The 14,161-nt window shown below is 71.7% G+C and carries 12 protein-coding genes; 7 read left to right on the top strand and 5 right to left on the bottom strand.

Annotation, left to right across the window (positions count from 1 at the left end; translation table 11 throughout):
* Positions 1-8 precede the first annotated feature (8 nt).
* From ACFY6U_RS34870 to ACFY6U_RS34860, 3 genes are read right to left on the bottom strand one after another with little or no spacing between them, the layout of a single operon-like run.
* Positions 9-533 carry a hypothetical protein gene (locus ACFY6U_RS34870; RefSeq protein WP_390044667.1) on the bottom strand — a complete coding sequence of 175 codons (525 nt, stop codon included), beginning with the start codon at positions 531-533 and terminating at the stop codon, positions 9-11.
* Between the two features lie 44 nt (positions 534-577).
* Positions 578-1,243, bottom strand: coding sequence for a nitroreductase (locus ACFY6U_RS34865; RefSeq protein WP_390044665.1), 666 nt, complete (start codon positions 1,241-1,243; stop codon positions 578-580).
* A 50-nt stretch (positions 1,244-1,293) separates the two neighbouring features.
* Positions 1,294-1,923, bottom strand: a complete 630-nt coding sequence (locus tag ACFY6U_RS34860) for a TetR/AcrR family transcriptional regulator (RefSeq protein WP_390044663.1) — start codon at positions 1,921-1,923, stop codon at positions 1,294-1,296.
* Positions 1,924-2,006: 83 nt separating this feature from the next.
* Between ACFY6U_RS34860 and ACFY6U_RS34855 the strand changes: the two genes are divergently transcribed.
* From ACFY6U_RS34855 to ACFY6U_RS34840, 4 genes are all read left to right on the top strand, one after another.
* The gene (locus tag ACFY6U_RS34855) at positions 2,007-2,804 is read left to right on the top strand and encodes a sugar phosphate isomerase/epimerase family protein (protein WP_390044661.1); all 798 of its coding nucleotides are present in this window, start codon (positions 2,007-2,009) and stop codon (positions 2,802-2,804) included.
* The gene (locus ACFY6U_RS34850) at positions 2,804-3,922 is read left to right on the top strand and encodes a Gfo/Idh/MocA family protein (protein ID WP_390044659.1); all 1,119 of its coding nucleotides are present in this window, start codon (positions 2,804-2,806) and stop codon (positions 3,920-3,922) included. Before ACFY6U_RS34855 ends, ACFY6U_RS34850 begins: the two co-directional genes overlap by 1 nt.
* A 216-nt stretch (positions 3,923-4,138) precedes the next feature.
* On the top strand, positions 4,139-4,867 hold the full coding sequence (locus tag ACFY6U_RS34845) for a FadR/GntR family transcriptional regulator (RefSeq protein WP_390044657.1): 729 nt from the start codon (positions 4,139-4,141) through the stop codon (positions 4,865-4,867).
* Between the two features lie 237 nt (positions 4,868-5,104).
* Positions 5,105-6,265 (top strand): DUF3103 family protein, encoded by a 1,161-nt coding sequence (locus ACFY6U_RS34840; RefSeq protein WP_390044655.1) that lies wholly within the window; start codon positions 5,105-5,107, stop codon positions 6,263-6,265.
* 132 nt (positions 6,266-6,397) lie between these two features.
* On the opposite strand, the gene ACFY6U_RS34835 is transcribed toward ACFY6U_RS34840, so the two are convergent.
* Entirely contained in the window at positions 6,398-8,026 is a 1,629-nt protein-coding gene (locus ACFY6U_RS34835) for a carboxylesterase/lipase family protein (protein WP_390044653.1), read from the bottom strand.
* Positions 8,027-8,099: 73 nt separating this feature from the next.
* Positions 8,100-10,547, bottom strand: a complete 2,448-nt coding sequence (locus ACFY6U_RS34830) for a glycoside hydrolase family 3 C-terminal domain-containing protein (RefSeq protein ID WP_390044651.1) — start codon at positions 10,545-10,547, stop codon at positions 8,100-8,102.
* Between the two features lie 186 nt (positions 10,548-10,733).
* On the opposite strand from ACFY6U_RS34830, the gene ACFY6U_RS34825 reads away from it, so the two are divergent.
* From ACFY6U_RS34825 to ACFY6U_RS34815, 3 genes are all read left to right on the top strand, one after another.
* The gene (locus ACFY6U_RS34825; protein WP_390044649.1) at positions 10,734-11,885 is read left to right on the top strand and encodes an ROK family protein; all 1,152 of its coding nucleotides are present in this window, start codon (positions 10,734-10,736) and stop codon (positions 11,883-11,885) included.
* Between the two features lie 271 nt (positions 11,886-12,156).
* Entirely contained in the window at positions 12,157-12,750 is a 594-nt protein-coding gene (locus tag ACFY6U_RS34820) for a hypothetical protein (protein WP_390044647.1), read from the top strand.
* Between the two features lie 169 nt (positions 12,751-12,919).
* Positions 12,920-14,158 carry a 4-hydroxybenzoate 3-monooxygenase gene (locus ACFY6U_RS34815; RefSeq protein WP_390044645.1) on the top strand — a complete coding sequence of 413 codons (1,239 nt, stop codon included), beginning with the start codon at positions 12,920-12,922 and terminating at the stop codon, positions 14,156-14,158.
* Positions 14,159-14,161: the final 3 nt, after the last annotated feature.

Here is a 14,161-nt window from a genome sequence, read left to right as displayed (position 1 = left end):
CGGTGCGGTCAGGCCTGCGCCGCCTTGGGCGCGGCGACGACCACGACGCCCGCCTCGTGCCTCTCGAACAGGCTCAGCAGCTCGGTCAGGGCGACCGGCCCGTCGCCGTCCTCGGCGCTGTGGTCGATCAGCACCACGGGCTGCTGGAAACCGTCCCGCTCGGCGGGCACGAAGTCGGTGACGGTCTCCCGGCGCACGAGGACGACACGGCCGTCATGCAAGGGGTCGCGGGGCAGCCGGTCGAGGTGCGCACGCAGCGCGGCCGGCCGTGAGACCAGGTCCTGGGCGAGTACGTCCCGGCGGGCCAGCAGGGACACGGCGAGCCGGTTCCCGGTCCGCTCGTAGCGTGCCGAAAGATCCTCCGGCAGCAGGTAGAACACCCCGGCCTCGCCCTCGTGCCCGCGGTTCAGCAGCATGCAGGCGATCCGCTCGGCCGGATCGGCGGATGTCTGGTCGAGGTCGAGAATCACTCCCCGGGCGTCCGGGTCGAGGGAGGGGATCTCGCTGATCCACATGCGGGCGGAGCCGTCCATACCCGGCATTCAAGCACACCGCCCCACCCGGGCCGGCAAGCCCGCTAAAGCCCGATGAACCGCACCGTCTCGGCCACCGCGGCCCGGTCGGTGCGGACCCGTGGCGCGCCCTCTTCCTCGAAGCCCACCGCGACACCGCACAGCAGCACGAGCCGGTCACCGGCGCCGACCAGCCGGCTGACCGTCCGGCGGTACATCGTCCACATCACCTGCGGGCAGCTGTGCAGGCCTTCTGCCCTCAGCAGCAGCATGACCGTCTGGAGGTACATCCCGGCGTCCGCCCACTGCCCGGGGCCCATCGCCCGGTCGAGGTAGCAGAACAGCACGAGGGGCGCGCCGAACGCCTGTGTGTTCAACGCGGCGATCTTCACGGGCCGTTGCGGGTCCTGGCGCTCGATGCCCAGCGCCGCGTACCGCTGCGCGGCCGCGGCGGCGAAGCGCTCCGGATACGGCGCGGCCGGCTCGGCCGGGTACATCGGGTACTCCCGCTCGTCGCCCGGGTCGGCCGCCAGCGCCCTGGCCGTGGCCTGCCGCTTCAGCTCGGCCAGCGGCTCGCCGGACACCACGTACACCTGCCAGGGCTGGAGGTTCCCACTGGACGGCGCCCGCGAGGCCGCGGCCAGCACCCGGGTCAGCACCTCCCGGGGCACCGGCCGATCGCTGAACGCCCGTACGGCCCGGCGGCTGTCCACCGCCTCGTACACATCCACGCCGACTCGGCCTTTCCGGAACGTCGCAACAGGCTGGAAACCACTGGAGACTAGGGGAGTTCGACGCCGATGACGTTGCGCAGCATCCCGCGCAGGTGATCCGGCATGTCGATGGTGTCCGGGCTGAGCAGCCACTGGACCTGCAGGCCGTCGATGAACGCGACCAGATCCGCCGCCAGGTGCGAGGCGTCCACATGGGGGCGCAGCAGCCCGCGCCGTGCCAGGTCGTCGACGGCCGACTGCATCTCGCGGCGGGTGCGTTCGTAGCGTGCGGTGAAGTACGGGCGCGCCGGGTGGTCCGCCGCCGTGGCCTCACTGGACAGCACCGCGAACAGGCTCACGATGAGGGGGTTGGCCTGGTTGTGCGCGACGAGCCTGATCATCGCGGCGAAGTAGGCGAGGCCGTCCTGGCTGAGTGCGCCCGACTCGAGGAAGTGCTCGCCGTCCTGACGGTCGCGTGCCTCCAGGACCGCCTCCAGGAGCGACTCCTTGGTCGGGAAGTGGTGCAGCAGGCCCGCGCGTGAGACACCGCAGGCGGCGGCGAGCTGCACCATGCTCGCGTTGCGGTAGCCGACCTGCCCGAACGCGGTGAACGCGGCCTCGATGATCTGGGCGCGCCGCCGTTCCCCTTTGGGGTAGTTCCGCGGGGCCGCCCCCGGCCGCGCCGTTTCCCTTGCCATGAACGAGATGCTAACGACCCCTAGAAACCATCACCCCTGTCGGTATTCTGTTTCCCGGCCGTCCGCCACGAGAGGAGTCCCCCTTGTCGACACCACAGTTGTCGGTTCAGCTCTACTCCGTACGCCAGGCTCTGGAGGCAGACGAAGACGCCGCCCTCGGCCGTCTGGCCGCCTTGGGGCTGACCAACGTCGAGGCCTTCGGCTTCACGCACCGCGCGGCCGAACTCGCCGACGCGCTCGCCCGGCACGGCCTGTCCGCACGGACCGGACACGCCGGCTTCCTGTCGCCGGACGGCACGTCGGGCACCGACCTCGACGACACGTTCCGGGCCGCCCGGCGACTGGGCGTGGAAATCCTCTTCGACCCGTTCGTGCCGGCCTCCCGGTGGGCCGACGAGAAGGAGGTCGCCCGTACCGCGGCCCTCCTGAACGAGGCCGCCGAGCGTGCCGCCGGGCACGGACTCAGGGTCGGCTACCACAACCACTCCCAGGAGTTCGTGCACACCGTCGCCGGCGTCAGCGCCTTCGACCGCTTCGCCGACCTCCTGAACCCGGAAGTCGTCCTGGAGATCGACCTGTTCTGGGCCGCGGCCGGCGGCAACGACGTCGTCGCCCTCCTCGGCCGGCTGGGTTCCCGGGTGCGCGCCCTGCACGTGAAGGACGGCCCCGTCATCGACGACCCGTTCACCTCCGGCGCCCCCTTCGACCCCGCCGACACCGGGCAGGTCGCGGCGGGCCGGGGGCAGATCCCGCTGGCCGCCTCGCTGGCCGCGGCCACACACGCCGAGTACGCCGTCATCGAGTTCGACCACTACGACGGCGACGTCTTCGAGGGCATCGCGACAGGCATCACCTACCTGAAGGGGAAGGGCATCGCCTGATGACGGCACACCACCCGGTCGGCGTGGGAGTCATCGGCGCCGGCAACATCAGCGACCAGTACCTGACCAGCCTCACCCGGTACCCCGACCTGCACGTGGCCGTCGTGGGCGACCTCGACACCGCGCGGGCCGAGGCCCAGGCCCGCGCGTACGGCGTCGAGGAGTGGGGAACGGCCGCGGACGTCCTCGCCCACCCGGACGTCGAGATCATCGTCAACCTGACCGTCCCCGCCGTGCACGCCGAGGTCAGTTCGGCGATCCTCGCGGCGGGCAGGCACGTCTGGTCCGAGAAGCCCATCGCCGTGGACCGCGCCGACGCACGAGCCCTGCTCGACCAGGCCGCCGCGGCCGGCCTGCGGGTCGGAGTCGCCCCGGACACGATCCTCGGCCCGGGCCTCCAGACCGCCCTGCGCGCGATCGCCCGCGGCGACATCGGCGCCCCGCTGTCCGCGCAGACCGTCATGCAGTACGCGGGACCCGACCTGTGGCACCCGAACCCGGAGTTCCTGTTCGCCAGAGGCGCCGGCCCCCTCTTCGACATGGGGCCCTACTACCTCACCGCCCTGGTCTGCCTGTTCGGGCCGGTCTCCCGGGTCGCCGCGCTCGGGTCGACCGCCCGCACGGTCCGAACGGTACGCAGCGGGGCCCGCGCGGGCACCGAGTTCACCGTCGCCGTACCCACCCATGTCTCCGCGCTCACGCAGTTCGAGAGCGGCGGCGTCGGCCAGAGTGTCTTCAGCTTCGACTCCCCGCTCACCCGCACCGGGTTCGTCGAGATCACCGGCACCGAGGGCACCCTGGTCCTGCCCGACCCCAACACCTTCGCCGGCGAGGTCAGGATCACCCGCGTGCCGCAGCGGGGCCGGGAGGCGGAGTGGGAGACCGTCCCGCCCGTCGGCGTCGAGGGCGGCCGCGGACTGGGAGTCCTGGACATGGCGCGGGCCGTCCGCGGCGGAGGACCGCACATCGCCAGTGGCGACCTCGGCTACCACGTCCTGGACACCATGGTGTCCATCGACGAGGCCGTCACCTCCGGCGAGACCGTCCGCGTCGGCAGCACGGCGCCCGCGACACCGCTCGTCCCCGAGGACCGGGACCCCTACGGAGCCACCCTGTGACCGGCCCCGGAGCCCCGGATCCCCGCCTGCGGGACAGAAGCTTTCAGCGGCGCGGACCGTGCTCAACTCCTCGGCCGTCACAGGTAATTGACGACGCGGTCGGGGGACTGCTTCACTGAGGCAGTGGCTGAGCCACTAGACCAGTAAGTCGCTGAACCAGTGGGCCGCCAGACCGGTGAGCCGCTGAACCACTGACCGAAGCCTGGGAGATCCTCCGTGGCCGTCGAGAGCATTCCGCGTCGAACCGTGGTCGACCTGCTTGAAGCACGACTGCGTGAGGACATCCTCAGCGGCACGCACGGCCCCGGATCCCTGCTGCCCCCCGAGCGGGAGCTGGCCGCCGGGTACGGGGTCACCCGTACGACGTTGAAGCACGCGCTGACGCGGCTGGAGCAGGCGGGACTGCTGAGCACCCGGCACGGCATCGGCACACGCGTCCTGGACTACCTGCGGATCGGTGGCGCCGACCTGCTTCCGATGCTGGCGGCACAGGACCCCACGTGGCTGCGGGAGGTCTTCGAGGTACGACGGCACATCGGCACCCTGATCGCCGGCCGCGCGGCCGACCGGCGAACGGACCGGCAGGCCCGGCGGCTGGAACACCTGCTGCGTCAGGTCGCGGACGGCCCGGACGCCGACGCCGTCCAGCTCGCCGACGTGGAAGTGCACCGCGAACTGGCACGGGCGACGGGCAACCGGGTCTATCTGCTCCTCACGAACACGCTGTTCAACGCCTATCTTCCGGTACGGGCCGCGCTGCGGGCGCCGTTCGAGGACGCGGCGCGGGCGGCGGACCGCCTCGTGCCGGTGGTACGGGCCGTGGCCGGCCGGGACGTCGCGGGGGCGCGGCGCGCGGCGGAGACGTATCTGGCCGACACCGAGAAGATCATGCTCGGTTCGCTGACCAGTCCTCGCGGACGGCCGCCCGCCGACAGCCCCCGGTAGCCGCGCTCCCCAACCGCGGCTCGCTGGCGCTTCGGCTGCCGCCGAGGCGAGCCGTGTGCGGCGAACCGGCCAGACCTCGGTGCAGCTCCGATCTTTCATGTCTTCCATGCGCGGATGCGCGTTCGCCCCGCGCGTACTCCGCATGTCATGCCCCGGACAAATTTGCTTCCGGGGTCATCACCCAATGACGGCCGCCCGTCCATCGTGGGCGCGGCGGCGACCGACAACACAAGGAGCATGGTGAGCAGATCAAGCAAGAGACGCGGCCTCCTCATCGGCATGATGCTGTCCGCGGTCATCGGCGCCTCCGTCCAGCCGGCGATCGCGGCGCCGGTGCGGGACGCCGGGGACCAGGCCACGACGTTCCGGAAATCTCCGGTGTGGTCGACCGAACGGGACATCGCGCGGGCCCTGTCCGCCTCGCTGCGTGACCCGCGGTGGCGCGCACAGGTCCGGGCGGCCGCCCTCGGCACCGAGGACGTGGACCTGCAGGCGCTGACAGGCCGGACCGCCTCCCCGGAGGGCAGGGACCTGTACGCCTCCGTCTCCGCCGCGGACCGTCGCATCGTGGACCTGAAGGGCCTGCCCGCGTCGACCGGGTCACTGCTGCGCGTCCGCCTGGGCGCGCCGTCCATGCGGTCGCACCTGAACGCCGAAGTCACTCCCTGGATCGCCGTCGCCGCGCCCGACGACGACGCCAAGGACATCACGGCCTACGACAGCCGCGGCCACGCCCACACGATCGGCACCGCGCACGTTCCCGACCGCCCGCTGTACATCCTGGACATCGACGTCACCAAGGCCCACCGGGCCGGCCTGAAGGTGCTGCGGAAGGCCTTCACGGACAAGGGCCTGAACTCCCTCCCGAAGAAGGCGGCGGCGAACAGCGCCGACGCCGCGAGCGCGGCGGGCTGGTGGGCGACCAAGGTCACGGCCGTCGAGGTGAACGACGACCAGGAGCCCTGGTTCAAGGGCGCCGCCGAGATGTTCTCGCTGGTGACCGGCTTCGGCCAGGACGGCACGGCGCGCGTCGACTCGGTGGACATGCCCTACCTGGACTACGACGGCACCGTCTACTACCCGAACCAGATCCTGGTCAACTGGTCCAACTACAAGTACAACCTGGCCGACGTCGTCATGATGGAGGACGACGACGGCACCAACTACCGTGCGCTGGCGCAGGCGATCACCACGGCGCTGCTCACCGTGACCGACCAGGGCACCTACATCCCGCTGGTGAACGCGGTCCTGAGCGCGATCCCCGACAGCTGGTTCACCGACGACCCCGACTACGTGGAGTCCTGGTACACCCTCGCCCAGAACTCCTCCGGCCGGCTGAACGGCGCCTCGGGCAACGGCTGGATGACCGTCGAGCCCTACTTCGTCGAGCAGTTCTAGACCTCGCGCCCGAGCGTGGACCGCTCGCCGTGCGTCGACGCACGGCGACCGGTCCACGCTCGGGCGCCCCTTCGACGACGACCGCCTGCCCGCTGACGGGCGGTCATTGGTCGTGCCCAACGCATCGTGCCCTCAGGAGCCGTGGCTGACCGCCATGGTGTCCCAGAACGAACACCGGTGTTCGGCGGAGACCTGGGCGTCGTCGATCAGGACACTCCTGCCTCCCGCCCGCAGCGACAGCGTCAACCCCTTGCCGCTGTGGTAGGCGGGCCAGGCGGACTGCCGGGCGACGTGCGGTCGGCCGGTCCTCGTGAAGGCGCCCCAGTACTGCGTCATCTCGCGGGCCAGCCGGCGCTCGCCGGCGTCGAACAGCGGGGCGATCGGCGTGCCGTTGTCGAAGCTGGGCCAGATGTAGGCGAGTTCCGCGGCGTGGCCGGCTCCCCAGACGTAACCGGGTATCTGCGTCAGGCCGGGCCCGGTGCGGTGGTCGAACTCGTACGAGTAGGTGGGGGTGTAGCGCTCGAAGGTCCGGACGAGCGAGCGCTGCCCGCACCCGCCGATCCCGCCGATCATCCCCGAGTCGGTCATGATCGCGCCGACGAGGTACGCCGCGGTGTACGTGCCGGACGACTCGGGCCACGGGTAGCGGGCGAGGACCTCGTCGGCCCGGTCCCCGGCGACGCCCTGGACGAAGGCGAGGTAGGCCTCCTTGCCCGCCCCGATGTAGCCCTGGGCGAAGGTGCGGCCCTCGTCACGGTTGGCACCGACGACCAGCGGCACGCGGGCGAACCGGCCGCTGCCCACCGCCTCGCGCACGTTGACCGGAAACGTCGGAGTCCCGTCCACGAAGGCGGCCGAGAAGGCCCGGCTCGCGTCGAGGAGCGAACCCGCCGAAGCCGACCGGAGACAGCCGAGGACGGCGGCCTGGTCGGTGGAGTCGCAGCCGGCCTGCCGGGCGAACGCCGTTCCGGCCGTCTCGGCCTGAGCCTGCGGCTCGCTGGGGCAGGATCCGCTCTGCATCATGGCACGGGCGAACAGACCGCGGGAGCCGGGCGACACCAGATGTCCGCAGACGGACCAGCCGCCCGCGGACTCGCCGTCGATGGTGACCGCGGCGGGGTCCCCGCCGAAGGCCGCGATGTTCCGCTGCACCCAGCGCAGCGCGGCCTGCTGGTCCATGAAGCCGTAGTTGCCGGACTCGCCGCCCTCCTCGGTGAGGGCGGGCAGCCCGAGGAAGCCGAAGACGCCGAGCCGGTAGTTGAGCGAGACGCCGATGACGCCCGTCTCCCGTACGAGCTTCGACTCGTCGTTCTGCGCGCCGCTGCCGTTGGTCAGGCCACCGCCGTGGATGAACACGTGCACGGGAAGACGGGCGCCGGCCCGCACTCCCGCCGGCCGCCACACGTTGACGTCCAGACAGTCCTCGGTCTCGCTGCGCGGGCCGTTGCCGCTGGGGAGTACGGGGCAGGGATCGCCGAAGGCGGTGGCTTCCCGAACGCCGGCCCAGCGCGCCGCGGGCCGCGGCGGTTTCCAGCGCAGGGCGCCGGTGGGGGAGGCCGCGTAGGGGATGCCCAGGAACCGCTCGACGCCTTGGGAGACGGCGCCGCGCACGGCGCCGTGGTCGGTGGGCACCACGGTCGCCGCACTCGCGGACGCCGTCACGGGCGCTGCCGCCGACGCCGTCGCGGGCAGCAGCCCGACGGCGGTCATGGACAGGATCAGCGCGCCGCCCAGGGCAGTGCGGATTCTGCTCGCAGTCATGGAGACCTCTCTGGGGGGATGCCGGCCGCGGCGGTGCGGCCGGCACGCCTGATGGTGGGGAGTGGCCGGGCGGTCAGCGGGTGACGCCGACGCCGCCGTGCAGGGGGAGCGTCCGCGACGAGGAGCCGACCCACACGTCCCGTTTCCCGGTGCCGAGCACCCAGGCGTGGGAGGACGTGTTCCAGTACTCCAGCTGCTGGGCGTCGACCCGGATGCGTACCGTCTTCGACTGACCCGCGCGCAGCCGCACCTTCTGATAGCCGCCGAGCGAGCGCACCGCCTGCGGCGCGGTGGTCGCGCGGCTGGCCCCGACGTAGACCTGGGCGACCTCGGCACCGGCGCGGGTGCCGGTGTTCTTCAGGGTGAACGAGACGGTCAACGCGCCGTGACTCTGCCGTACCGCGAGGTCGCGATAGGCGAAGGAGGTGTACGACAGTCCGTAGCCGAACGGGAAGAGAGGGGCGGACCGCTCCTTGTCGTACCAGCGGTAGCCCACGTAGACGCCCTCGGAGTAGTTCTCCTGGTCGTCCACTCCCGGGTACCTGAGCGGGTCGCCGGCCACCGGTGTCGCGGACTCGCTCGCGGGGAACGTCTGGGTGAGCTTGCCCGAGGGGTTCACGTCGCCGAAGAGCAGCCCGGCGGTGGCCTCGGCCCCGTTCTCCCCGGGGTAGTACATGTCGAGGACCGCCTTCACCTTGGACAGCCACGGCATGGCGATCGACGACCCGGCGTTGAGGACGACGATCGTGTTCGGGTTGGCGTCGGCGACGGCGGAGATCAGCCCGTCCTGGTCGGCCGGCAGGGAGAGGTTCTTCCGGTCGAAGCCCTCGGTGCCGTCGTCGTAGGCGAAGACGACGGGGGTCTTGACCTGGCGGGCCAGGGCCACCGCCTGCTCCCGTGCGGCCTGCGCGGCCTGCGGGGTGACCCAGTTCAGCCGGACCTTCGTCGGTCCGCCCTGGATCGCGAGGGCACCGGCCGCGAAGCTGTGCGCTCCCGCCGTGAGGTGCACCGTGGCGCTGCTGGAGCCCAGGAAGCCGGTGATGACGCTGTTCCCGTCGATCTTCACCAGGCCGTACGCGGCGGGGAGGTCGAAGACGAAGGAGTAGTCGCCGTCGGTCGGCACGGTGAGGGTGCCGCTGTAGTCGAAGGAGGCGTCCGGTGTGACGGGGATCGTACCGTCCGCGTCGACCGGCAGGGCGGGGCTGAGGGCCGAGGCGGGAATGGGGTCGCCGGTGTCGACGCCGGCCGCGTAGCGCACCGTGGCGTGCCGGCCGGCCCGCGCGGTGATGGTGTCCAGCGGCGAGGCAGCGGAGTCCGGTACGACGTTGGAGCTGCCGCCGCCGGTGACCTTCGGCGTCTTCGCGGTCGGGCCGACGAGCCCGATGCTGGTGTCCGCGCCGGTCAGCGGAAGCGCTTCGCCGGTGTTCTTCAGCAGGACCGCGCCGGATTCGGCCACCTTCTGGGCGACTTTCGCGCCGCCTTTCGGATCGCGTGCGGGCCGGTGGGCCGCCGCACCGTCGAGGAGACCGAATCTCGTCATCTGCTGCAGAATGCGCGCGACCGAATCGTTCAGCTCCGAGACCGGAACGGTGCCGTCGGTTATCGCGGTCTTCAGTTCCTCGCCGAGGTAGACGCCGCTCGGCATCTCCTGGTCGAGGCCGTTCACGATGTCGGTCGTCGCATGGGTCGCGCCCCAGTCCGACATGACCCAGCCCGTGAAGCCCCACTGCTCCTTGAGGACCGAGTCGAGCAGCTCGTCGCTGCCGCAGCCGTGGCTGCCGTTCACCGAGTTGTACGAGCACATCACCGCCCCGGCGCCGGCCTTGACGGCTGCCTCGAAGGCGGGCAGCTCGATCTGACGCAGGGTCTGCTCGTCGACGTGGACGTTCACCCCCATGCGGTTGTCTTCCTGGTTGTTCTCCGCGTAGTGCTTGACGGTGGCGATCAGGCCCTGGCTCTGGACGCCCGCGACCTCGCCCGCCACCATGCGGGAGCTGAGCAGCGGGTCCTCGCTGAAGGTCTCGAAGTTCCGCCCCGCGTATGGCACCCGGATGGTGTTCGTCATGGGCGCGAGCAGGACGTCCTGGCCGAGCGCGCGGCCGTCGCGTCCGACGGTCCGGCCGAACTCCCGGGCCAGCCCGTCGTCGAAGGACGAGGCGAGCGCGACCGGCGCCGGCATCGCGGTGGCGTGCTCGTTGACCCGGACGCCCGCCGGGCCGTCGGTGAGCCGCAGTTCGGGGATGCCGAGGCGGGGCACCCCCGGGATGTACCCGGCCTGCCCGAGCGCCCGGGGATCGGTGCCGCCATGGACGAAGGACAGCTTCTCGTCCAGCGTCATCCGGGCGATGAGGGCGGCGACGCGGGCGGACACCTTGACGGTCACGTCCGCGCTGCCCGCGCCCGAGGCGCCGGGAGCCACGGCCGTGCTCCCGGCGAGGAGCGCCGCGCTCACCGCCGCGATCAGCGCCGTACGGCGTAAACGGCTGCCGTGGCTTCGTACCGATCTCCGATCGGGCTCCATGCGGACTCCTCACCACTGAAGTGCTCGACGATTTATGTCTCCGCTGGACAGAATTCGAGTCAGAGCAGGTGGCTCTATAAAAGATCGAACGTTCAAGGAGGTTAAATTCGCACATTCGACGCGTCAACCCTCTGGAATTCCGCTCTTGCCAGACATAAATTGACGCCCTCACAAGGGAGGTGACACGTGTCGGCTCGTGACGAGGTCCTGGCCCATGTCCGGCGGTACGGGAGCGCGTCGCGCCCCGAACTGCAGGCGGCGCTCGGCATCAGCCGTCCGGTTGTCGCGGCCGTCGTCCGCGACCTCCTCGCCGAGGAGCTGCTGACCGAGCACCGGGGGGAGAACACGGGCGGCCGTGGGCGCCCCGGCCGACGGCTTCGGCCGCGCTATCCGGCGGGCGCGGTCGTCGGGGTGGACGTCAGCCACCGGCATCTCACCGTCGCCGCGGCCACCCTCGACCTGGCCGTCCGGGCCGAGCGGCGGGTGGCGATCGATGTGGACAGGCGGCCGACCGCGGCCCTGGACATCACGGCCGACGTGATCCGGCAGACCGTCGAGGAGGTCCGGCTCACGGTCGACGGCCCCGTGAGCGCGTGCGTCGTCGGCATACCGGGGCCGCTGGACATGAGCAAACGGGCGATCGCCTCGCCCACCATCCTGTCCAGCTGGTCCGGGCTCGATCTGGCGGCCGAACTGGGCTCCCGGACGGGACTGATGGTCTCCCTCGACAACGACGCGAATCTCGGAGCCCTCGCCGAACACCGGCACGGTGCCACCGACAACCGCGGCAACCTCATCTACGTCAAGGCGTCCGACGGCATCGGGGCGGGCCTCATCGTCCACGGCATCCCGGTCAGCGGCAGTTTCGGGGCCGCGGGCGAGATCGGGCACACCCAGGTCATCCCGGACGGAGACTGGTGCCGGTGCGGCAACCGCGGCTGCCTGGAGACGATCGTCTCGGTCCGCCAGGTGCTTCAGCAGGTCCAGGACTTCTACCCGGGCGACACCGACCTGCGGTCCCGGCTGCCGGAGATCGCCCACCACCCGGTGGCCCGGAAGATCTTCGCCGAGTCCGGCCGTACCCTCGGCCGGGTCCTGGCCAATCTGTGCGCACTGCTCGACCCCGCGGCCGTCATCATCGGCGGCGAGATGAGCCAGGCGGGCGAGGCGTTCGTCGACGGCGTCCGCGACTCGATCGAACGGCTCGCCCAACCCGGCTTCGACAGCCGCGTCATGGTCGCCGCGTCCGCCCTCGGCACCCGCGCCGAGCTGATCGGGAGCCTCACGCTCGCCCGGGACATCGCGCTGCGGGGCCGAATCCGGCAGGCCGAGGGCTGATCAGCGGCGGACGGGTCGGCGGGTCGTACCTCCTCGGCGCCCCCGTCGTACCAGCGCGGCTCCGATCGCCCAACCGGCGCTCGTGGTCGTCGCCGACGCCGTCAGTGGCTCTGCCTGCAGGCCGGATGGAAGGCCGCCGTACCATCGAAGGGCGATCGGCGGCTTTCACCGCGTGGCCTCACGCCCGCGCCGTGCCCGTGTGACGCGATCAGCAGTGCGGTCACCGACGGAATCGGCCCGGGCCGGGAGCTGATATCAGGGACAGGCGAGGATGAGCGAGCAGAGCAACCCCACCGCCATGACGGGTACGACGGGTACGACGGGTACGACGGTCAAGCCGTTCGCACTGGACGGTCCCACGCTGCGTCGCCGCCACCGACGGGCGGTAGGCCAGCTTGCCCTGTGCGTGTTCGTGCTCGTCCCTTGGACCGTTTTCCTGGCCGTTTCGCTGCCCGATCGCTTCGAGGCTCGGTACTGGCCCATGGTCTGGGTGGGCTTCGACGTCATGCTGCTCGTGTCGCTGGCGGGCGCCGGGCTGGCGGTCTGGCTGAGGCGGCAGGCCCTGGTCCCGATGTCCTTCGTGGCGGCCACGCTCCTGGTCTGCGATGCCTGGTTCGACGTTTCCCTGAGCTGGGGGCGAGGCGACGTGTGGGAAAGCATAGCCTCGGCCGTGCTGGTAGAACTGCCGCTCGCCTTCCTGCTCGTCATGCGCGCGCGCCGGGTGCTCAAGATCTCGGCTCGGCTGGCATGGCAGCGACTCGGACTGGCAGGCGAACCTCCACCGCTGTCCAAGATGCCGCTGTTTGTCGCCCTGGCAACCTCAAGCAGCGTCCAGTTGGACCTCAAGGAAGCCGAGGACACCTGACGGCCTCGGGACCGGCCCGGGAGTCGTGCCTTGGCAGCCGCCCCGTCTCTGCCGCCCAAGACGCCACTCCCGGTGCGGGAGGCCTGTCCATGCATCGGCAACGGCAACTCGTCGTGGTCGAGGCCCCAGTCCGCCGGTTGCGCGGCTACGCTGGCTCCGGAGGTGCCAAGTGGCCGAGGCGCAGCGGCAGTTGGACGAGGTGCGGGAGTGCGCGACCGTTGTGGTGGTCGGCGGGGGTCCGGCCGGGCTGACCGTGGCCGCTCTGCTGCGCCGGTGCGGCGTGGACTGTGTCGTCCTGGAGCGCCGCAGCCGTGAGCACGTGGCGCAGCGGCAGCGGGCCGGCATCGTGGAGGCTCGCGCCGTTCGGATGTTCGAGTCCTGGGGGCTGGCTGACCTGGTGCTGGCGGGGCCGCCGCACGACGGCATCCTGGAGTTCCGGGTGGACGGCGTGAGCCACCTCGTCGACGACAGCGGCGGCGGGGAGGGCCCCGGGGCGCGTCTGTGTCCCCAGCAGGTCCTCGTGCACAGGCTCACGGCAGCCCTCCTCGCCGACGGCGGCGACCTGCGCTACGAGGCGGCCGACGTCACCCTGCACGACCTGACGGGGGAGCGCCCGGTGGTCCGCTACCGCTCCGCCGACGGCACCCCGCACGCGATCACCTGCGCCTTCGTCGCCGGCTGCGACGGTGACCACGGCGTCACCCGCGCCGCCGTCCCGGGCGGCCACCTCACCGCGCACACCTTCGACCACGGCATCGGCTGGCTCACCGTCCTCGCCGACGCCCCACCCCCCGCCCACCCCCTGCTCGCCGTCAGCGCGCAGGGCTTCGCCGCGCACTTCCCTCGCGGGCCGCACAGCAGCCGCTACTACCTCCAGTGCCCGCCCGACGACCTGCCCGACGCGTGGCCCGACCACCGGGTCTGGGGCGCGCTGCGCACCCGGCTCGCCGACCCCGCCCTCGCCGCGGGCCCGGTCACCGACCGCGAGACCTTCCGGCTGCGCAGTCTCGTGACCGACCCCATGCAGTACGGCCGGCTGTTCCTCGTCGGGGACGCCGCCCACATCGTGTCCCCCATGGGCGGCAAGGGTATGAACCTCGCCCTGTACGACGCCGACCTCTTCGCCCGCGCCGTCCGCGACCACGTCCGCGACGGGGACGACACCGCACTGCGCACCTACTCCGAGCGCTGCCTGCGGCGCGTATGGAGCGACCAGGAGTTCTCCCACTGGCTGACCCAGACGGTCCACGACGCCGGGGACAGCACCCGCTGCGGCCCCTTCCTGAACCGTCTGGCCCGAGCCCGCCTCGACCGGCTCTTCACCTCCCCGGCTGCCGTGCGGGCCTTCGCGGAACTGATGGCCGGCCTGGACCCGGCAAAGGAGCGCCCCGCCTCCACCGGCCGCTGACCG

The organism is Streptomyces sp. NPDC013157 (genome assembly GCF_042899865.1).
Classification (GTDB): domain Bacteria; phylum Actinomycetota; class Actinomycetes; order Streptomycetales; family Streptomycetaceae; genus Streptomyces.
The sequence above is the reverse complement of the archived record's forward strand: the minus strand, read 5'-3'. Positions and strand labels throughout refer to the sequence as shown.

Coding starts and splice junctions, on each gene's coding strand:
- ACFY6U_RS34820 (WP_390044647.1), top strand. CDS start 12,157: ATGAGCGAGCAGAGCAACCCCACCGCCATGACGGGTACGACGGGTACG.
- ACFY6U_RS34860 (WP_390044663.1), bottom strand. CDS start 1,923: ATGGCAAGGGAAACGGCGCGGCCGGGGGCGGCCCCGCGGAACTACCCC.
- ACFY6U_RS34840 (WP_390044655.1), top strand. CDS start 5,105: ATGGTGAGCAGATCAAGCAAGAGACGCGGCCTCCTCATCGGCATGATG.
- ACFY6U_RS34870 (WP_390044667.1), bottom strand. CDS start 533: ATGGACGGCTCCGCCCGCATGTGGATCAGCGAGATCCCCTCCCTCGAC.
- ACFY6U_RS34850 (WP_390044659.1), top strand. CDS start 2,804: ATGACGGCACACCACCCGGTCGGCGTGGGAGTCATCGGCGCCGGCAAC.
- ACFY6U_RS34835 (WP_390044653.1), bottom strand. CDS start 8,026: ATGACTGCGAGCAGAATCCGCACTGCCCTGGGCGGCGCGCTGATCCTG.
- ACFY6U_RS34830 (WP_390044651.1), bottom strand. CDS start 10,547: ATGGAGCCCGATCGGAGATCGGTACGAAGCCACGGCAGCCGTTTACGC.